Source organism: Ferruginibacter albus (assembly GCF_020042285.1).
In the GTDB taxonomy this organism is placed as follows: domain Bacteria; phylum Bacteroidota; class Bacteroidia; order Chitinophagales; family Chitinophagaceae; genus Ferruginibacter; species Ferruginibacter albus.
Genome location: NZ_CP083388.1, coordinates 1,401,680 through 1,423,629, shown reverse-complemented (window position 1 = coordinate 1,423,629; position 21,950 = coordinate 1,401,680). Strand labels below are relative to the sequence as shown.

Below are 21,950 nucleotides of genomic sequence, written 5' to 3'. Positions count from 1 at the left end.
ACATATTTCACCCGAAAAATATTTTTCGGGTGAAATTTATACAGCTTCGATCACCATAGCACTTGCGCCTCCGCCTCCATTACAAATGCCTGCAGCTCCATATCTCGCATTATTTACTTTCAATACATTAATTAAAGTAACAATGATCCTTGCTCCGCTGCATCCTAATGGATGACCCAATGAAACAGCACCGCCGTGTACATTTACTTTTGCAGGATCTAATTTCATTCTTCTAATATTTTCAATACCAACAACCGAAAACGCTTCGTTCAATTCCCAATAATCAATATCGCTCATTTGCAAACCGGCTTTAGCAACCGCTTTGGGAACGGCTACTGATGGAGTTGTTGTAAACCATTCGGGCGATTGTTCCGCATCCGCATAGCCAATAATTTTTGCGATGGGTGTTAACTGTAGTTCCTCCAGCTTTTCTTTACTTACCAACACCAATGCTGCTGCGCCGTCATTCATTGTGCTTGCATTAGCAGCTGTAACAGTGCCGTCTTTTGTAAAAGCTGGTTTTAGTTCGGGTATCTTTTCAAACTTAACATTAAATGGTTCTTCATCTTTTGCAAAAACAAGCGCATCTCCTTTTCGTTGAGGAATTATTACAGGAACGATCTCATTATCAAATTTACCTGCAGTCCATGCCGCTTGAGAACGACGATAACTTTCTATGGCAAATTCATCTTGTTCATTACGTGTTATGTTACATTCTTTTGCACATAACTCTGCTGCATTACCCATAGCTTGCCCATCATACACATCCGTCAAACCGTCTTTTGCCAAACCATCGATCAATTGTACGTTACCATATTTATTTCCCCATCTTACAGAAAAACTATAAAAAGGAACATTGCTCATACTTTCCATTCCACCAACAACCACTACCGATGCATCTCCTAATAAAATGCTTTGGGCCCCTTGAGCAATGGCTTTCATTCCACTGGCGCATACTTTGTTTACAGTAGTGCAACTCACTTCATTTGGTAATCCGGCAAACTTAGCTGCCTGCCTTGCGGGAGCCTGTCCTAAATTAGCCTGTAGCACACACCCCATCAAAACATCATCAATATATTTAGAAGAAATTCCAGCTCTTTCAACTGCTGCATTAATAGCAAATGAACCTAACTGCGTAGCTGAAAGATCTTTTAACGCTCCTCCAAAACTTCCTATAGGCGTTCTAACTGCCGAAACAATAAATACTTCTTTATTCATATAGCTTAATTGAGTTTCTAAAGTTACGAAGAATGGATGTTGATTTATTTGGCAGAAAATTTGTATTTTATCCCATATGGAAAACATTAAACACTTATATGGCAATTCAGAAAATGAGCTCTGGCAACAGGTTAGTGCAGACATTTCTGATGATACACTTGATTATAAAGCGATATTGCAGCAAGGCGATACAGAAGTTTTGTTTGTAATTGATATTGACCCCGGTGGAGGTTTTGAAAGCGGTTATCAGTTAACGTTATTCAGTTCAAAACTTAATAATGATGATTTTAAATTTGCGCTGCATCACCAGGATTATATCAGCGAAATAGGAAAATTCTTTGGCGCAGCAGATGTTGAAATAGGATATCCTGAATTTGACAAAAAAGTCATCATCAAAACCAATGATACAGAGAGAGTAAAAAGGATCTTTGCTGATGAAGATACACGAAAGGTAATTGCAGAACTGACAGATTTTTCCCTGCATATCAATCATCCAACCAACAACGGAGAAAAACAGGCTTTTTTGGAGTTGGAAATTGGTAAAAGCATTACCGATATCGATGAATTAAGAACGATCTATTCTGTTTTTTATAAAATAGTACAAAACATATCTCCCACAGAGCCTGCCTATCATAAATAGTTTTTTGTTTGGCATAATATTTTTTTTATTTTGTATGCATTGAAACCGAGGCGATCGATAACGTTTAAAAATCATACATCATGAAAAAGATTATTGTGTTATTTACAACCCTAAGTGTTTTAGCCGGTTGCGCGGGCAAATCAGGCAGTGAAGAAGAATTGCAACAAATAAAACAAAACACCATTGACTCAATTAATAAGGCGCAGGTTAAACAGCGTACGATAGACTCAATGAATAAGGTAAACGGGAAGGCTGTAGAAAAAAATACACAAAAGCAGGAAGTTACTACCACAACCACTACTAACACAGGAACCGGAACTACTACCACCACCACTCAAAAAAAAGGATGGAGCAAAACAGCTAAAGGGGCTGTAATTGGTGCAGGCGTTGGTGCCATTGGCGGAGCCATTATTGATAAAAAGCATCCGGGTCAGGGAGCTATATTGGGTGGAGCATTGGGAGCAGGAGCCGGTGCCGTTACAGGAAATGTAATGGATAAAAAAGATGGTAGAAAATAATAATTAAATTTCTCCTTCATTGGTTTTTAGGATCTGGACATAATAAAAAAGGGACCAAGATAGAAATCTAGTCCCGCTTTAAAATCCAATATCCTATGAAAAACCATTGTATTAACGCAGGCAACATACTTATATTGTATATCAGGCAATTACTTTTTATTTTCTCTAACAAAAGATTGGGTTATTTTTAATCAAAACCATAGTTTTACTACAAACTATCACTAATTGTTTATACGCTACAATACCTTATTCATGCGCTGCATATTATTATCGGCTTTAATAACCATACAGTTTTGCCTGATTGGCTGTAAAGGCTCAGGACAATATAAACCTGTTGTTAGTATTACGCACAGTGCTTTAGATTCTGGCACTGCCAATGCTTTTTCAGGTTACAGGCAGTATAAAGGGGCTTATATGTATGGAAATAATATGGGTTATTATGGCTACCAGTTAAGCGATAAGAATGTGGCAGAATTAATTCACAATGCCGGCGATCGCACTATTAGGGTATCCCTTCCTGACAGGTTGATAAGCGGTTATGACAATGTGAATGTAAAACAGGCAGAATTTAATTATTACACAGACTCATTAGGAATGAAAGAAATCACTGCTTTTTTGGGAGAGCCTAATCAGCCTAAATTATATGGAACTCAGGGAACAGACAACAGGGATACTATAACTTTCCCCGGTTGCAGTGAAAGAGCAAAAACATTTATAGGTCTGTATGAACCTGTTTGGTTGGATAGCGCAAAAACACAGATCAATACCCATAATACGTATGCCTGGTATATTTATAAAACGGTAAAAGCTTACGGTAAATATATAAAATTTTGGGAGATAACAAATGAGCCTGATTTTACGTATGGTTCCACCGGCTGGCAAAAACCGGACGTTTCGTGGAGCTGGTGGCATGTAAATCCTAATCCGAATGAACTGGAAAATTTAAAAGCGCCGGTGTTTTATTATATCCATAGTCTTCGTGTAGCCTGGGACGTTATTAAAACGTTACAACCCGATTCCTATGTATGTACGGGCGGTATCGGTTATCCTTCTTTCTTAGATGCTTTATTGAGGAATACTGATAACCCAAATGATGGCAGTATTACAGATAAATATCCTTTAAAAGCAGGTGCTTATTTTGACATTTTATGTTTTCACAATTATCCTTTTTATTATTTGAACAATTGGGATAATGCCAGCAGCTCAATGAAATTCACCAGGCATTCCGATGGAGCGGCAGATGCTTTTTTCCGTTATAAAAACGAATTTGCTACCGTGCTGGCAAATTATGGATATGACGGCAATGCATTTCCGTTAAAACAATGGATATGTACCGAAACAGATATTGCCCGCGAAACAATCGGTAACGATTGGGGCAATGAAGAAGCAGCCAATAATTTTATTATTAAAGTAAATGTGTTAAGCCAGGTAAATAATATCGGGCAGTTGTATAAATATAGTTTAGGCGAAGCCTCTCCTGCCAATAACGATATTTATAATAAGATGGGAATATATGGCGACCTCACTCCTACCACCACGACTGTAGCCAATGCTCCTAAGCATTCGCAATTCAATGCAGTTAAAACACTCACTCAGCTTTTATTGAACAAACCATATGATCCGGTAAAAACCAAACAACTAAATTTACCACCAACCGTTAAAGGTGCTGCCTTTAAAGATAGCGCAGGAAAATACACGTATGTTTTATGGGCTGTTACCAATATTGATCTTAGTGAAAAAGCAAGTGCTGTTTATACTTTTCCGTTTTCGTTTATGGGTAACCGTGAGGAATGGAATTTCAGTGCAACGAATACATCTTCTCCTGCATCAAAAACAGTAAAGCTTACAGGTGCTCCTTCTTTTTTCATAGAAAAATAAGTTCTGCTTTTTATAAAGATGTTGTTCAATTAATAAGCGCAATCTCCTAAAATGTGCATAACCTGGTGCATAAGAGGTGCATATCAAACAGTGTAAAAATTTGGATTCGACTATATCAATTTATTAGATTTACAGTATTGAAGCAAGAAGCTATAAAAAGCAGAAAAGCTGAAAAGGAACAAAAAAATTCTGAAAAGATGCAATTAGTTCCGCACCGTTTTGGAAGTCTGTAAAGATGGATAAAACGTAGAATGTACTGATCCCTAAAAGGAGCAGGTATTTCTAAAATGAGCCTTATCAAACACAACAACATCGAAAAGGCTCACGATTACAGAAGGCAACCCGTAAGGAACCTGAAGTAGTCAATTGTTATGGACTCCGCCTGGAGAAAGTAACAGAAAAAGAAAGCAAGGGTTAGTAAGAACAAAAGCTTAGGCAATTGTTTTTATATTCTCGGCTTTCTTTTTTGTTTTATGACCTTTCAATTCTTAACTAATCTTTCACAGGCAAGTAATAGAACTTACTGATATTTTTGAGAAACGCTTATCCCTTATGCGAAAGAAAAAACTCCTTGTTATCTCCGGCATCTTATTACTACTAGTATTAAGCTGCATTGTTTATTGCAATAAAAAAGTAGAAGCTGCTTCTGTCGGAAAATTATACGACGATGTTAGTACAATTCCCTACAATAAGGTGGGACTTTTATTGGGAACAGGAAAGCTTTTAAAGAATGGTCACTTAAATCCTTATTATTTATATAGAATTAATGCGGCAGTAGAACTGATAAAGGCTAATAAGATCAAATACATTATAATAAGTGGCGACAACAGCAGAAAAGAGTATGATGAACCTACTACAATGAGAGCAGATCTGATCAATGCAGGGATTGACTCAACTATTATCTACCTGGATTATGCAGGCTTTAGAACATTTGATTCGATGATAAGAGCAAAGAAAATCTTTGGACAGGATTCTTTAACCATTATCTCACAGCAATTTCACAACGAACGGGCGTTATATATTGCATCGCAGGAAGGAATGAACGCCATCGCATTTAATGCAAAAGGAGTTAGTAGTAAATTCGGATTTAGAGTTCAGCTAAGAGAAAAATTTGCAAGAGTAAAAGTATTTTTAGATTACTTGTTTTCGAAGCAACCCAAATTTCTTGGAACAAAGGTTACTATTCCTGCATAAACATCTCACATCCCGAGAGACATTCCCCTATTACTCTTTTTTAAGCAGAAATAACAGCACTCTTTTCTGTAACATACAAACACAATTAAAATAATCCTGCCTTTAGCTATTTTAATAGCTTCTCCAAAACTAAATCATCTGCATCATTTTGTATCTATTGACAAATTCGTAGGTTGTTGATTGAAAGCCCCTGTAAGAGAGTAAAATACTACCTGGATAGGCGTTGTTAAATACCTGTAATGCATTTATGAAGGCCCTATAAGGTATTTAATAAGGGGTTGTAAAGGCCTAACGAAGTACCTAACAATGCCTTGTTTAGGGCCTTATATGTATTTCATATGCCCCTGCCATGCCCTTACATAGTAGTAAAGAGGTATTTCTTAACGCCTTGTCAGGATGTTCTTAACCCTCTACGATGTGTTTAATAGCATATAAAATATAAGAGTATAGATAGATTCATAAGACTTTTGTAGTAATTCTTCTATGTAGCTATAGTATTGATTTTAGAACGAAAAACCGCTGTACTATTAAGTTTAAAGACAACGTTTAGAAGGTGTTCCGGATTATGGCTGGTTTAGTTAATGATCTGAACACATGTATACAGCACAAGTTGTATATCCCTTTAATACTTAAAATCCAGTTTGATGAAGCCTAATTTAACCTTTAGCATTTTAGTATGCCTTTTGCTAACCTCCAGTGTTTATGCGCACAACGGCAAAAATAGTTTTCACCCCAAAACTATCCATTCACTTTCTACCTCCATAAAGGGCAATAGTTATATTGATGCCTCAGTGCAACAATTCCCTGTTGTTACTGAAAAGCGATCCAATGTTTTCCAGTTAATATCTCATGGACGTTCAGGAGAATTATTGTTAGACGGTAAATGGCGTAATGCAGCAATGATAGCGGAGTTTATACGATCGCACCAATTACTAAGTAAAAAAATAAAATACTTAAATATTTACGGTTGTGAGTTTGCCAAAGGAGAAAATGGATTGGCTGCTGTAAATTATTTAAAGCAACACTTAGGTGTTGCCATTGCTGCTTCTGATAATATAACCGGCAAAGGCGGTGATTGGAAATTGGAAGTTGGTAACGCTATCAATGCTTTGTCGTTTCCACAATATACAGATAATTTACAATGCGCCGGTGGTGGTGTAATTGGTGGCACAGGGCCTAATGATGATTTTGATGGAGATGGCATTTGCAATAACAATGACATTGATGATGATAATGATGGAGTATTGGATGCAGTTGAAGCACCTTCGTGTTATTATACAACTACCGAAGCTATTGTGCCATCAAGCATATCTACATCTATGACCTCTACCGTAAACAGTGTTGCTGTAACAGCAGGTGCAGATATACCTACCATGCACGATGGAACCTCTACAACAGTAACAGCAAGTAATCATGTTATTACTACTGGTCAAGCATTTAGCGGAATTAATATTTATACAATTCAATACCCAACAGCTGTAAACCTAAGCTCTGTAAGTGTTACAGGTAGTGCTGCCAGTTGGGGAACAGGTACTACTGCTACTTTGTATGGCTCTAATGATGGCACAACATGGACTTCTTTAATGAGTGCTGCATTAAGCACCGCCGTTACAACAGTGCCAAAAACGTTTACAGTAAATCAAAATGCTGCAGCATATCGCTATTATAAAATACAGGGAACAGCAGGTACTGGCGCTGCTATTACCAACTATGAAGTAGCAGGCACCTTAAATGCAAGTACATATATTCAATCGGCACATCCTAAAAATACCTGTACTACAGATACTGATGGAGATGGCATTACTAACGATAAAGACCTTGATAGTGATGGCGATGGTTGTTCGGATGCATTGGAAGCAGGCGCTACTAACAGCACTACCGCTAATTATACATTTACCGGTACGGATGCTAACAGCAATGGTTTGATAGATAGTAAAGAGAATGGAACAAGTGGAACGATTAATTATACATCTACTTATAACACGTATGCTATTTATAAATTTTTAAGTGCTTGCGCCGATACCGATGGTGATGGCATTCCTGATCTTACTGACATAGACGATGATAATGATGGCGTATTGGATGCAACAGAAGCACCTTCCTGTTATTATACAACTACCGAAGCAATTGTGCCAACAAGTATAGCTACATCTATGACCTCTACTGTAAATAGTGTTGCTGTTACAACCGGCGCAGATATACCTACCATGCACGATGGCACCTCAACAACCGTAACTGCAAGCAATCATGTAATAACTACAGGGCAAGCATTTAGCGGAGTTAATATCTATACTATTACCTATCCAACTGCTGTTAATCTAAGTTCTGTAAGTGTTACAGGCAGTGCGGCAAGTTGGGGAACAGGCACTAGCGCTACTTTATATGGCTCTAACGACAGTACTACATGGACATCGTTAATGAGCGCTGCATTAAGCACTGCTGTAACAACAGTACCTAAAACGTTTACCGTAAATCAAAACGCAGCACAATATCGTTATTATAAAATTCAGGGAACAGCAGGTACTGGCGCTGCTATTACCAACTATGAAGTAGCAGGCACCTTAAACACAAGTACCTATATACAATCGACACATCCTAAAAATACCTGTACTACAGATACCGATGGAGATGGCATTACCAATGATAAAGACCTTGACAGTGATGGCGATGGCTGTTCGGATGCATTGGAAGCAGGCGCTACAACCAGTACTACAATCAATTATCAATTCAGCGGTACGGATGCCAATGGAAATGGTTTAGTAGACAGCAAAGAAAATGGAACCAGCAGTTCTATTAATTATGGTTCTACTTACAACACTTATGGTATTTATAAGTTTCTAAGCATTTGTACTGATACCGATGGAGATGGAATACCTGATATAAGTGATATAGATGATGATAATGACGGAATTGTGGATGCTGTCGAAAGTCCTTATTGCTTTTATACACAAAATGAATCAATAAATCTTGCAAGCAGTACTGTTATTTCAGATTTTGCCTGGAATTCAAGCGGTCCGCTTACTAATACTTATGATAGAGATGCCACAACATCTGGATGGGTTAATCCTGCTGTTACAAATATTGCCGGATTAAGTCTTATTGATTTTATTATACCGGTACAACAGCCTGCTATCATATCTAATATTCAAATAGAGGTAGGAGTTACTGCATTATCAAGCAGCGCTTCTGCTTTATGGCGATTGGAAGGTTGGAATGGTACAGCATGGGAGGCTTTGTCAAACACCCAAGCTATGAACACTGTCAGTACTGTTTATACTTTTAGCAATACACTTCAACCAACAACAAAATATGGTCGCTATCGTATAGCAGGAACAAGTACAACAGCAGGTGTACCTGCAAATGGGCGGCTTAACGAGGTGGACATCAATTACAACAATTATATCCCTTCTGCTAACCCAAAGCAAATATGTACTGATGATATTGACGGAGATGGCATTCTTAATCACCTTGATCTAGATAGTGATGGAGATGGTTGTCCTGATCTGAAAGAAGCAAACGTTAGTCCATTAACAGATATTTTTACGCCATCCTCAACTGTCAACAATGCCGGTATCAGTTATGGTATTACAGCAGGCAATTTAGCTAATAGTCAATTAAATCCAAATGGTACAGATACAAATAATGACGGTTTGAATGACAGTGTTGATCCAGGTAAGGATGGAACCACTGATTATACTTCAACATACAATTTATATGCTTTAGATGCAAGCAAGAGTGGTTGTTTAGATACAGACGGAGATGGAATAATTGATTTAATTGATACTGATGATGATAATGATGGTGTACCCGATGTAGCAGAGTCGCAAGTATGTATTGTAACCGGTACCCCCCGGGCAATAATGTGGGATAGAGAATCCGAGAAAACTAAATCTGCGGACTTGGCATATTTTACTTCAAAACCTAACGTATCTATGACCGCAGGTGTGGGAACCAATATTCCCGGGTCTGCTTCAGGTTCATGGAATCTTCAGGGCTTAAATAATAATGGAACCTTAAGTGATGCCATTGCTAAAGATGATTATCAATATGCAACGTTTACAACCGGATCAACTTCATTATATGTAAACTCATGGCTGTATTATACATTATCTCCTGTTATTAATGTAGGTGTTTTACTTGATGATGATCCTACTTTTAGTCACCCCATAATCTTAAATGATGGAGCTACTGCTACTACTTATACGAGTACAATGATGGATGGATCAGGAGATCCAACTCACTGGAAGATTATCTCTGTTAATCCTACGTCTCTAAACCCTAACACAACCTATTATGTACGATTTTATGATCTTACTACAAATACAAGCGTTACACATGATGAAATAGGATTGCGGTTCTTTGCCGATGCACAAGGTCTTAACTGTAATACCGATATTGATACAGATAATGACGGTATTCCTAATCGCCTTGATCTTGACAGCGATGGTGACGGCTGTTCAGATGCTTTGGAATCAGGCGCTACAACCAATACTACAACAAACTATCAATTCAGTGGTATGGATGCCAATGGAAATGGTTTGGTTGATAGTAAAGAAATAGGCACAACCGGAAGTATTAATTATACATCTACTTATAACCAATATGCTGTCTATAATTTTTTAAGTACCTGTACCGATACTGATGGTGATGGTATCCCTGATTTAATAGACATAGATGATGACAATGACGGCATATTAAATGCAACAGAAGCTCCGTCTTGTTATTATACACAAGCAGAAGCATCAGATATCATTTCTGTATCCAGCGATCTTACGTTTAGTGCTGCTAAAGAAAATGCTGTTGATAGTAATTATGCAACATTAGCAACATTAGCAACATTAACAGCATCGCAAAGCATTACAAATAAAACGGTATTTATGTTTGTGTTTAATAAACCTGTACAATTAACCGGTTTAAAAGATTCATTAAATAGTACTGCCAGTATTTTTTCTGCCACTTCTTTATCTTATAAGATACAGGCAACAAATGATACATTGGGTACATGGACAGATGTTAGTACAACATTAACTACCGCAACAGCAACCGGCAATCATATAATATGGTCAGGTCTAACTTCATCACAGCCATATAAATATTATCGTATTTATGGTTTAGGTGGAACAACAACAGCAGGTAATACTAAAGAGTTTATACCAACCGTAAGTTCAACTTATGTAGCATCCTCTAATCCTAAAAACACTTGTAGTGTGGATACAGATAATGATGGCATTACCAATGATAAAGACCTGGATAGTGATGGCGACGGTTGTCCTGATGCTAAAGAAGCAGGCACTTATTACCGTAGTGGTGTAACCATGAGCAGTGGTTCTGTTAAAAACGGAAGCGGTGGCACTGTAACATCCACTGTTACTTTAAACAATGCAGTCATCAGCAATATAGTAAACGGTAATGGCTTTGCAGATGTATTACAAGCAGCTGCTGATACCAATAGCTATAAATATTCATACCAGCCATATACAGATTCGGCTTTAGTATCTTCTGTAAGCAACTGTAATAGTACAGGTACCGTTGCTTCTGCACAAACAATTTGTGGAGGCAATTCACCTGCCAATTTAACTATATCAGGTTATGATGGTTCCATTGTAAAATGGCAATATTCAACAGATAATTTCAGCAGTGATGTGCACGATATTTCTTCTTCTGCATCAACAACTTTAACCGCTGCACAAATGGGGGCACTTAGTGCTAACCGCTATTTCCGTGCAGTACTGCAAATCGGGGCTTCCACTTCTAACTCTTCATCTGTATTAATAACAGTGAACAATGTTGTTGGCGGTAGTAGCTCCCCGAATCAAAGCATTTGCCCGGGAAGTAGTGTATCAGACATTGCTGTAAGTGGTTATAGCGGAAGCATCTCTAAATGGCAATATTCAATAGATAATTTCAGCAGTGATGTGCACGATATTTCTTCTTCTGCATCAGCAACACTAACTGCAGCACAAATAGGCGAATTTACCAGTACCCGTTATTTCCGAGCAGTAATAACGAATGGCTCCTGTACTGCTTATTCAAGTGCAACAACTATTACTGTATCTTCTGCTACCGAAGGTGGTACAGCTGCGGCTTCTTCACAAACTATTTGTTACGGAGCAACCCCTGCAGACATCACCGTAACAGGCTACAGCACCTCTATCATTAAATGGCAATACAGTACTGATAATTTTAATTTAGATATACATGATATTCCTTCTTCTGCATCGGCAACATTGACCGGTGCACAAATAGGAACACTTACTGCTAACCGTTATTTCCGTTTGGTGGTACAGGGAGGAACATGTACACCTGCATATTCAATTCCCGGTTTAATAACTGTTAACAACAGTACTATTTGGTTAGGTACTACCAGCAGCGACTGGAATACCGCCAGCAACTGGAGCTGTAATTATGTTCCATTGATAACATCCGAAGTATTTATACCAAACGTTGGCAGCAATCCATATCCTATATTAAGCAGTGGTGCTATAGGCACTACGCATAATATCACCATGGAGAGTGTTGCTTCATTAACGATCATTAATAACAAATTGCAAATAGCGGGTACCATCAGCATAGATAGTGATGCTATTATTAATGCAAAAGCAGGAACGATGGAATTAAAAGGAACAGCATCGCAAACTATTGGCGGACACATGTTCCAGGATAAAACAGTTAAGTATTTAATTATTACCAATACTGCTTCATCTTTAACTGCAACGGCATTGGATACTTTAAAGATATCCTATGGTTTATCATTCGGTAATATTAATAGTGCAACTTTCAATACAAATGACAACCTGGAACTATTATCTGATTGCAATACCGTAACAGCAGCAGTAGCAGACATCACCAATAATGGAGTTAACAGCGGTAACAGTATTGTTGGTAAAGTAATAGTAGACCGTTGCATACCGGAAGGACGTGCATGGAGATTGTTAACAGCTCCTATCACCAACTCCAATACCATCTATGAGTCATGGCAAAATCATCGTGTTAACGAAACCGGCAAAGGAACATTAATAACTGTTCCGCAACCTATCCCTGCTAATAGCAATATGGATACCGGTATTACCAATTTGTATTCGTTGAAAGTGTTTAACACGTCGACACAAGCTTTGGTAAATGTTTTAACAACCAATCAAAAAATATCGCCTACCAGCAATGGAAGCGCAGATAATATCGGCTATTACATATTCATTCGTGGCGACCGAAACTATGATAATGTTGCCAACCCATATTTGAATAGCGTTCCACTACACGAAACAATATTAAGCAGCATGGGTAACCTGCAACAAAATAACCAGGTGTTCACCACACCATCCGGCGCGGGAAAATATACGTTGATAGGAAATCCTTTTGCATCACCAATAGATTTCAGTAAGGTTACTTTAAATAATGTTATTCGCAGGTTCTATGCATGGGATGCTACCATTAATGAGTTAGGCGCTTATGTAGCCATGGATGATATTGATGGAGATGGTATTTACGATAAATCTATATCAGCAAGTCACCAGGATAAAAACATACAATCCGGGCAAGCATTCCTGGTACAAAATATGGCGGCAGGAACAGGTACCATTACTTTTCCCGAAAATTGTAAATCTACTGTTGATAATATTCTGGTATTTCGCCCTACAGGTGAAACGCCTTCTATAAGGATCAAGTTAATGCTGTCGAATAATGATACTACTGCCGATGAAACACTGGCACAATTCGGAAACAGCTTTAATGCAATGGTAGATTGGCAGGATGCTCCAAAATTTGCCAACGCCAATGAAGGACTAAGCTTATTACGCAACAGCAAAGGTCTATCCATAGAAAGAAGACCATTCATTACAAGCAATGATACTTTATTTGTAAGATTAACGGGTACAGTTGTACGCAATTACAAATTCAACATCATTCCTACTAATATCCAAACCGGATTGACGGCGACTTTAGTAGATAATTACACAAATACAACTACGCCGGTAGACCTGGTAAATGGTACGGATATAAGTTTTTCTGTAACAAGCAATGCTGCATCAACCGGTAACAATCGTTTTATGATCGTGTTCCGTCCGGCAGAAGTATTACCTGTAAGCTTTACATCTGTAACAGCTTCAACAATAAATACAGGAGTTACTGTTAGCTGGAAAGTAGAAAATCAATTGAACATTAAAAACTATGTTGTAGAAAGATCTGCTGACGGTAAAACATTCAATGATATAACAACTGTTACCGCCGAAAGCAAAACTGATTATTCGGCTATTGATATCAGCGCAATGAAGAATGACAATTTCTATCGCATTAAAAGTATTGGAAATGATGGAAGCATTCAGTACAGTTCAATTGTAAAAGTATCAGCAACACAAAGTGCTGGCAATATCAGTGCATATCCAAATCCAATGGTAGGCAATACAACAGGCTTGCAATTCAGCAATATGCCAAAAGGAAAATACCTGGTAAAACTGGTAGACGGCTTAGGACAAACAATAGCAAGCAAAGAAATAAACCATAATGGCGGTACTGCTACAGAAACTTTCTCTGTAAGCAATCTTACCAAAGGTGTATATCAATTACAGGTATTGCATCCTGACAAAACAATCACCACTATCAGTATAATGAATTAAAGAATGTTTGAGGATTTAAGTATTAAAGCCCCTTGTTTAGGCAGGGGGCTTTTTATTATTTCCGCAAGAATACGATGCTGTTACGTATTTATTATTATTTTTCCTGCATCCAAAATTTAATTTCATCTTTTTTAGGCCCGGTCATGTAGCTTCCCATCCATTTATCATCTTTATGGTTTCCTTCCCAATCTAATCCAAGACGCTTAATATAAAAACGGCTTCTGAAATGATTGTAAACTGTAATAATGTTTACTGCATATTGCATGCATAGATCTTTATGCCCCGTAATTATATTTAAATTATCATCGTTACTGGTACTTGCATTAGGCCCCATATTATGTGAGCCTGTCATTAATATACAATTGTCGGAGAAGGGATCGATCAAAATAATTTTACTGTGAATTTTTACCGAGCCATGGAGTACACCAATTTCTTTCATCCAATATTTAAGATCTTTATCATTTTTATCAGGAAGAACTGTTGAAATATTCACTACCTGCGGTTTACCGCGATGAAAGAAAGTTAACGGAGAATCTTTACCTCCCATTTCTGCGTTCAGCATGCCATGAACAAAAAGACTTTTTCTTGCTCTGCTTGTTTGCGCAATGAAATTATATAAAGTGGAATCATTGCCCGGTTTAAACATTAAAAACAGGATTCCCGTCTTTGCTTTGGTAATAAGTTGTTTTGCATCTTCAAGATCCACCTTATTGATAACGGGTGCAAACCAGGTCTTAATTTTTATTTTATCATCTTCTACTGCTGTTGAATTAGACTCTTTAAATGCTTTAGGGAAATGACTTGTTTCTTCTTTGTTTATTATACTTTGCTCTACTGCGGCAATCTTTTTCCATTGGTTGTAATACCAGCCGGCAACTTCTGCATTTTTCAGTAATACACTATTGTTTACTTGTGTAAATAGTCCGTGCATCGTCCAATTCATGCTCCCTGTCCATACAAATTGCAGATCAGGCGGGTCTGTTGGCTTTGCGCCCTTATCACCTATCAATAAAAATTTATGATGCCCCAATCCTTGCGTAAGTATCCTGTCAACCACTTTTACACCCGCATCTTTCAACTGTTTTCTTGCAGGTTTATTAGGATCTTTATTGTTGGATTTATAAGAACCATTCGATAATATAACATTTGCCCTGCTTCCGATCTTACATAACCTCCGTATCAGCCCCGGCTCATCTAATTCATATAAACAACAATAAATCACCTGCTTGTTTTTATATACTCCATCTAACAGATCATACGCCTTCTGTACCATTTCTCCACCTAAGAATTTTCGTATATCAGAATCTTCTTCATTCAGCACATCGTCCAGTTTCTTTTTCAGATCTCCTTTATTTAATTGCTGCATTCTCCTGCTTATTGCTTGTGAGCCTATTATCCCCACATTAAAATAAGCGCAACAATCTTTGGAAATATTTACTTTAACTCTATTACTCCAGGCAGATGAATTTTTAATATCCTTTATAAGTGTGGTACCATCCCATATCATTGGAATAACTTTATAACATACCGTATCATTTAATTTCACAAAAAAATCTGTCCAAACAAATTTCTGTATTGGCCATTCGGTACTTGGGCGCCATTCATCTGTTTTTGCTGAATCTCCGTCAAAGCCTACAGAAGTGTAAACCGGTTCCGCAGAGGCATCGGTCTCATCATTTTTTTTTCGAAAGAGTGCAAAGCCAACGCAGTTTTTAATTTTAGCTGGGTATTCCCATGCAATAAGTGTTTCCGCATTATTTGAATAGCAAATAATGCCGGGTGCTCCTTTTTTAGTCGTCATATAGTTGTTATTATGGTTGCATAAAAAAATTACAATAACCAATACAGGTTCACTACGCTACTGACTGTGATATGGAGGAAACAAGGGATCAACTATTCTTGCAGGTATAAAGGCGGGATCGATCAAGGGATAATGAGATGGAGAACAATATAGAGTGTTATTTGTAAAATCCAAAACAATTTCTGTAGTTTAATTATTAATTCTTCAATTATCCTATAACGTTATGAAAGCCATGGAGCAAGCCACACTTGAAAGATAGTCTTCTCTTTTTATTCTAAGTATAGCTTCATCTACACATTTCCATTATTAAATTCTTAAGGGGAAAACCCTCTTGTATTTAATTTTTGGGAATGCTATCTTGTTAGTCCAACCCTAAACTTGCTTTATGAAAAAGGTTACCCTATCGCTACTCTTTTTTCTCTATCTATTTTTATCGCTATTACTAATTTCTGTTATCACTATCAGAAATCCTTTTCCCGAATAAAAATTATTAAAAATTAAAACTTACAAAATGAGAACATTTAAATTATTAATTATTCTTTTTTTCGCAATTAATTGTTGTACTGCACAGTCAAATACAATTGTCCAAACTACTGCTCCTGGAGGTAGTAATACTATTGCAGGATCTATTTCTGTACAAGGCATGAGTATAAGCAGCCCTGTAGGAGGTGGTAATAATATTGCAATTGGAAATAGGTCTTTAGTCTCTGGTGCAGGCACTATTAATGTTGCAGTAGGTTCTTCTGCATTAAACCTCAATACTGCAAATTTTAATACAGCGGTAGGAGATTTTACTTTAGCTAAAAAAATCAGTGGTGATGACAACTCGGCATTTGGAGCTTATGCTTTAAATGCAAACACTAATGACACAGGTAATTCAGCATTTGGAAGAAACGCATTAGCCTTAGGAACTACCGGAAGCAGTAATTGTGCTCATTTCACCTAAGCCTGTTAAAATAAAAGGTTCTATTTTCGCTTAAACATTATACCGTTTTTATTGTTTGAAGCTTTTTAATTGCATTTAAAATAATACTACAGGTATAGTTTAGTAACACTTTATGGATTTTATTTCAGTTTCCCAAACAACAGAGAATAAGCAATATATTAAAAGAAGCAGGACACAGCATATCTTTTTACTCCTGATGATCGGCGCATTGAATACCATAACGCCTATCTCTATTGATATGTATTTACCTGCATTTCCTAAGATAGCAGCGGACATGCATACTTCTATCGGTAATGTAGCATTATCTGTCAGCACTTATTTTTTAGGTTTTGCATTGGGACAGATCTTATATGGTCCGCTATTGGACCGGTTTGGAAGAAAACGCCCATTACACATCGGCCTTTGCCTATATATTATTGCAACCATTTTATGCGCTACCTGCACCTCTATTGAAATGCTGTGGCTGATGCGCTTTATACAAGCCGTAAGCGGTTGTGTGGCTTCGGTTGCTGCCATGGCAATGGTGCTTGATTTTTTTCCTACTGATAAAAGTGCGCAGATCATTTCTTTGTTGATATTGATATTAAGCGTGTCTCCTTTGCTGGCGCCTACTGCAGGAACTTTTATAATTGATACCTGGAACTGGCGATTTGTTTTTATTGTATTGGCAATTATTGCAGCATTACTCTTAGTGGTTGTATTCTTCTTTTTACCGGAAGGACATCAGCCGGATAAAACAGTATCCCTGCTACCCAAGCCCATCATCAACGGGTTCAAAACTATTTTAACTACCAAACAGTTTTATGTATATGCATTGGCAGGGACGTTTTCTTTTGCAGGCTTGTTTGTATATGTAGCAGGTTCACCGGCTGTTTTTATGGATGAGTTTCATGTAAGTGCTAAAGTATATGGAGCCATCTTTGCCGGGCTGTCACTGGGTTTTATTGGAAGCAGTCAGTTGAATCATATACTCACCAAACATTTTACCAATGAAAGCATATTAAAAGCTACATCTATCATTCAATCAATTACCAGCATTTTGTTTTTATTCTTTATACTCAATAACTGGTATAATATCACTCTTATTATCGCTTTCCTGTTTGTATTGCTTGCCTGCTCCGGATTAACCTATCCCAATGCAGCGGCTGTAGCCATGCGGTCTTTCACAAAAAATGCCGGCACGGCTTCTTCCCTATTGGGTTTTATTCAAATTGGTATTGGCGGAATAATTTCTGCAGCTGTGGGTATGTTGCATTTTAAAGGAAGCCTGGCTGTTTCTTTTGTAATAGCCGCATCCTCCTGCATTGCATTTTTTATTTTACTGTTGGGTGAAAGAAGAAAAAGCAACTAAATGCATTTACTTATTTAATGTAAGCCAAGACAGCTGGAGTAAATTAAATTTAAAAATAGCTTACATAATAACGTATATCTTCTTCGCAGCAACGTTTCCTTTAGGGACGTTGCGTTCTTATCATTACTTCAACGGTTTACTTAAATCCATGTCTTCTATTTCCATAAAGTCGAAAACTGCGTAAACTCTTTATTCGCCGGTAAGGTAAAATTTAGCTGAGCTATAACGCCGGGTTGGCATGTATTAAATATACCAAATCATCCTATATAATTGACGCAACGTCCCTAAAGGAGACGTTGTTGAAAAAAAACAAAATAATTAGATCTTTCATATATCTTAATGTAGCTGTTGTACATTCTCCGGAAATGGCTTTTCTGTTTGTGCATTTGTTTTACAAACAATAAAACAGTTACCAGCAATATGGAAATACAACGGTTCTATTACTTACTGTTTAATTTTCCCATTACTTGTTGAAGTTGTTGTTGCAACTCTTGTAATTGTTGATTGTGTTGCATTACCTGCTTTGACAGGTCTTCATTTTTCTTATTCTCATCAATAACATACAAAGTCAACTCTTCTATTTTTTGTAACAATGCAGCCTCATTATCTGCTACATCAATACCATTGGTTTGTATTTCTAATGCTGAAGGGATACCTCGTAAATGTTTGTTTTGTTTTAAATATTGCTCAACCTCTTTTAGTTTGGGTAAATTGTAGTTATCAGCAAAAACATAGTCGGGCCATGTTGTAGCATTGTACGCTTTAACTTTTATTTTGGTAAAAAGGGCATCTCCATTAACTGCTAATTTATAACCGATAGGAACTTTATTTACACCTATGCCTATATTAGCAGTGCTACTACTAGAAAGATCATTGCCCGATAATGACCATAGAGCATCGTTTGAATTATTTCCAGTCGGCATCTGCCAAGAGGCTAATCCGTTTGAGTCACTGGTCAATACTTTCCCATAGGCTGCGCCAGTCGGAATAATTAATCCGATTGCTTTTACATTGCCGTTCACTTGTAATTTTGTATTACTTTCAGGAGTTGTTCCTATGCCTACATTTCCTGATTGTAACAAAACCATATAAGCATTATCCGAAACTCCTATTTTAACTGAATTATCAAATTGTGTAGGATTATCAATTGAATTGCTTATGGTAAGATCCCTTCCTAAGGCAAGTGCTTTTTGAGCAGTAACTATGTTATGCGTGCCAATTGCGACCGATTTTAACCCACCTATCTCATTTTCTTTACCAAAGGCTAACCCATATCGTTTAGTAACTTTATTTTGATACCCTACTGCAACAGCTTGTGTGTCTGTAATTGTATTTCCATAGCCGAAAACGGATGACATATCACCTGTAACAGCATTCTTAACTCCAACGCTTATGGCTTCGTAGGCTCCTGTTATATTTTTATACCCAACGGCATATGCATTTGCATAACATATCTGATTAGCCCTCCCTATTGCATAAGAAGCATCTGTATATACAGAACTATTTGTTTTATTGTTTGATCCAAGCAGATATGTTTCAACAGCTATCTCTGCTTTATTATATCTACCTAATATAACAGAGGCGTTACCTGAACATATATTTGATTTCCCGACTACCGTATTGGCTCCCCCATCAACCTTATTAAGTTGCCCTATAATATTCATGTAAGACCCCTGAACTGTATCCTTATATCCTAATACATAACTCTGAGCACCTAAATAACCGTTATTTAAAGAATTACTAGTACCAATTTCTATTGATGAAAGCAATGCTTCCCGCCCTAATAGTCTATTAAAATAAAGATTGGTTGTGCTTTGACTATCGGCAGGCTGAATAGCGTTTATTATAACCATTACATTTTTAGTTATTGTTGTTTTACCGTCAGATACCTGTATCGTAAAAGCATCAGAACCGCTGTAGCCTGCTGCAGGTGTATATGTCATAATACCTTTGGGAGCAATATTAGTAGAGTCTGAATCAGCTGTTGCATTTATAATTGTTAATGTGCCGTGCGCAGGTGCTGAAGATTGTGTCCATGTTTCTGTTTGTCCTGGATCTATATCACTAATATTCATTAAAGATTTAAAATCTGCTGAACAGCTATTTTGATTAACTGTAAGAGAAGGCGATGTTGTCAAAAAAGAAGGAGCTGTATTGCCAACTGCTAAAAGATTATCTATTTTGAAATCCTGTAAAGAAATACCGATTTGACCAGTAGCGAGATTATCAATAGTAGCAAATTTAAAATCAGTAAGAGTTGCATTGACTCCCGGTGCACTAAGGTCATCTCCCCATTTGGTTGTTCCTATCCAAATATCATATTTTCTGTTAGCAACTGCTTCTAAAGAGCCGGTAGGAGAAGTATAAATAAGTGTACTTCCTGAATTATTTAATACTAATGTCCATGTGCTATACGACTCTCCAATAGTAGAAGAACCGATTTGAGTGGTATTATCGTTTTCATAAATAGTTGCGCCGCTTGTGGAGTTATTTGCCCTAAATACAATTCCGGCAAAAACATTATCATATGGCTCTTTCATTGCACCGGCGTATGAACTCCATGCATCTGAAAACTTAGACCCAATTTGAAAAATAAATCTTGCAACGCCCGCATTCGCTTGGGAGGAAACATCGAATTTTGCATTAAATGTTATCTTTATTGCAGTGGGTGGAGTCGTTTCCTGACTTGCAAAATTCTTTCTCGATAATAGAAAAAAACCCGCACTTGCACCATCTGTTACTGTGAAATCACCAGAAGAACCATTAGGGTTTATACCAATTTTCAAGTTTGCAATGGCTCCGCATGCTATATTTGAAAATTTATTTGCCTCACTGCTAGTAGTATAATAATCAGCATCTGTAATATATGTTGCAGATGATCCTCCAATCGGACCAATAGCATGCCCTGCAAAAGTTTGACTAAATATCTGAGCGTAACTTTTGGTTGAACTAATTGCGAAGAAACAAACAAATACAAAGACATTAAATGGTCGAAAATTTTTCTTCATAACGAACTTTTATTTTTCTAGCTTATTGATTTGAAATAAAAATCGGCGCTCTGTGAGTGGTTCCACAAGACAAACTTCTATTTCAATCAATACATAATTACATTTTTTAAAAATCAATAAGAGGTTATACTATATTTTAGCTCTTGCCTTCTGAATAAGATTTAAGGGTAATTTTTCGTTTCGAAGTTTATGCTATTTCAGAAATTTAAAAAGAGGCGTAAAAGGCACGTTTATAATTTTATGATTTGTCAACCTGAAATTATAAATACATAAAACCTTTAACAGCATTGAGTTTTGGAGAATTCAAGAAGACAACAACTCATTAACCGAAGAATAGCGCACCTTGCAAAAAGTTAATTTGATTTATATTTAATTAGTCAAATTAATCTGTTATAGTAAAATCACTATTGAGATGAAGCCCTTAATCGATTCTAAAATCTTTTTGGAAAAAGTAAGCAGCAACATTGAGCACATACGACTCTTGCAAAAGAAAACTATAAAGGAAATGGCAGTACAATTGCAGCTAACAAATAGCGGCTATAGAAATCTGGAAAGAGGTATAACCGATATTTCTATTTCCAAATTGTGCCAGATAGCTACTGTTTTAAATGTTGAAATTAATGTACTCTTTAATATAGACAACCCTTTCCATTTAAGATACAACAACTCTAATTCTGAAGAAATAATAGATCAATTAAAATCAAGCATACAACACCAAAAAGAAGAAATTGCTTTTTTAAGAAAGCAATTGGAATTAATAGTTATGCACAAATCATAACTTTAGCAA

General features: G+C 37.0%; 11 protein-coding genes. 8 read left to right on the top strand and 3 right to left on the bottom strand.

Features of this window, described 5'->3' with window-relative positions; genetic code table 11:
• Nucleotides 1-36 precede the first annotated feature (36 nt).
• Nucleotides 37-1,218, bottom strand: a complete 1,182-nt coding sequence (locus K9M53_RS06225; protein WP_224018762.1) for an acetyl-CoA C-acyltransferase — start codon at nucleotides 1,216-1,218, stop codon at nucleotides 37-39.
• A gap of 76 nt (nucleotides 1,219-1,294) precedes the next feature.
• On the opposite strand from K9M53_RS06225, the gene K9M53_RS06220 reads away from it, so the two are divergent.
• The 5 genes from K9M53_RS06220 (at nucleotide 1,295) to K9M53_RS06200 (ending at nucleotide 14,057) form a co-directional block, all read left to right on the top strand.
• Nucleotides 1,295-1,858: a hypothetical protein gene (locus K9M53_RS06220; protein WP_224018761.1), complete on the top strand. Its 564-nt coding sequence runs from the start codon at nucleotides 1,295-1,297 to the stop codon at nucleotides 1,856-1,858.
• An 80-nt stretch (nucleotides 1,859-1,938) separates the two neighbouring features.
• Nucleotides 1,939-2,376 (top strand): YMGG-like glycine zipper-containing protein, encoded by a 438-nt coding sequence (locus K9M53_RS06215; RefSeq protein WP_224018760.1) that lies wholly within the window; start codon nucleotides 1,939-1,941, stop codon nucleotides 2,374-2,376.
• Nucleotides 2,377-2,628: 252 nt separating this feature from the next.
• Nucleotides 2,629-4,254, top strand: coding sequence for a hypothetical protein (locus K9M53_RS06210; RefSeq protein ID WP_224018759.1), 1,626 nt, complete (start codon nucleotides 2,629-2,631; stop codon nucleotides 4,252-4,254).
• A gap of 552 nt (nucleotides 4,255-4,806) precedes the next feature.
• Entirely contained in the window at nucleotides 4,807-5,448 is a 642-nt protein-coding gene (locus K9M53_RS06205; protein ID WP_224018758.1) for a SanA/YdcF family protein, read from the top strand.
• 644 nt (nucleotides 5,449-6,092) lie between these two features.
• Entirely contained in the window at nucleotides 6,093-14,057 is a 7,965-nt protein-coding gene (locus K9M53_RS06200; RefSeq protein WP_224018757.1) for a DUF4347 domain-containing protein, read from the top strand.
• 94 nt (nucleotides 14,058-14,151) lie between these two features.
• Here the strand turns inward: K9M53_RS06200 and K9M53_RS06195 are convergent, their stop codons facing one another.
• A complete protein-coding gene (locus K9M53_RS06195) occupies nucleotides 14,152-15,858 on the bottom strand; it encodes a phospholipase D-like domain-containing protein (RefSeq protein WP_224018756.1) in 1,707 nt (568 codons plus the stop codon).
• 511 nt (nucleotides 15,859-16,369) lie between these two features.
• On the opposite strand from K9M53_RS06195, the gene K9M53_RS06190 reads away from it, so the two are divergent.
• Nucleotides 16,370-16,804, top strand: coding sequence for a hypothetical protein (locus K9M53_RS06190; RefSeq protein WP_224018755.1), 435 nt, complete (start codon nucleotides 16,370-16,372; stop codon nucleotides 16,802-16,804).
• A 112-nt stretch (nucleotides 16,805-16,916) separates the two neighbouring features.
• Nucleotides 16,917-18,155, top strand: coding sequence for a multidrug effflux MFS transporter (locus tag K9M53_RS06185; RefSeq protein WP_224018754.1), 1,239 nt, complete (start codon nucleotides 16,917-16,919; stop codon nucleotides 18,153-18,155).
• A 440-nt stretch (nucleotides 18,156-18,595) separates the two neighbouring features.
• Here K9M53_RS06185 and K9M53_RS06180 read toward each other — a convergent pair whose 3' ends face one another.
• Nucleotides 18,596-21,163: an Ig-like domain-containing protein gene (locus K9M53_RS06180; RefSeq protein WP_224018753.1), complete on the bottom strand. Its 2,568-nt coding sequence runs from the start codon at nucleotides 21,161-21,163 to the stop codon at nucleotides 18,596-18,598.
• A gap of 412 nt (nucleotides 21,164-21,575) precedes the next feature.
• Between K9M53_RS06180 and K9M53_RS06175 the strand changes: the two genes are divergently transcribed.
• On the top strand, nucleotides 21,576-21,941 hold the full coding sequence (locus tag K9M53_RS06175; protein WP_224018752.1) for a helix-turn-helix domain-containing protein: 366 nt from the start codon (nucleotides 21,576-21,578) through the stop codon (nucleotides 21,939-21,941).
• Nucleotides 21,942-21,950 lie beyond the last annotated feature (9 nt).

Coding starts and splice junctions, on each gene's coding strand:
- K9M53_RS06225 (WP_224018762.1), bottom strand. CDS start 1,218: ATGAATAAAGAAGTATTTATTGTTTCGGCAGTTAGAACGCCTATAGGA.
- K9M53_RS06220 (WP_224018761.1), top strand. CDS start 1,295: ATGGAAAACATTAAACACTTATATGGCAATTCAGAAAATGAGCTCTGG.
- K9M53_RS06215 (WP_224018760.1), top strand. CDS start 1,939: ATGAAAAAGATTATTGTGTTATTTACAACCCTAAGTGTTTTAGCCGGT.
- K9M53_RS06210 (WP_224018759.1), top strand. CDS start 2,629: ATGCGCTGCATATTATTATCGGCTTTAATAACCATACAGTTTTGCCTG.
- K9M53_RS06205 (WP_224018758.1), top strand. CDS start 4,807: ATGCGAAAGAAAAAACTCCTTGTTATCTCCGGCATCTTATTACTACTA.
- K9M53_RS06200 (WP_224018757.1), top strand. CDS start 6,093: ATGAAGCCTAATTTAACCTTTAGCATTTTAGTATGCCTTTTGCTAACC.
- K9M53_RS06195 (WP_224018756.1), bottom strand. CDS start 15,858: ATGACGACTAAAAAAGGAGCACCCGGCATTATTTGCTATTCAAATAAT.
- K9M53_RS06190 (WP_224018755.1), top strand. CDS start 16,370: ATGAGAACATTTAAATTATTAATTATTCTTTTTTTCGCAATTAATTGT.
- K9M53_RS06185 (WP_224018754.1), top strand. CDS start 16,917: ATGGATTTTATTTCAGTTTCCCAAACAACAGAGAATAAGCAATATATT.
- K9M53_RS06180 (WP_224018753.1), bottom strand. CDS start 21,163: ATGAAGAAAAATTTTCGACCATTTAATGTCTTTGTATTTGTTTGTTTC.
- K9M53_RS06175 (WP_224018752.1), top strand. CDS start 21,576: ATGAAGCCCTTAATCGATTCTAAAATCTTTTTGGAAAAAGTAAGCAGC.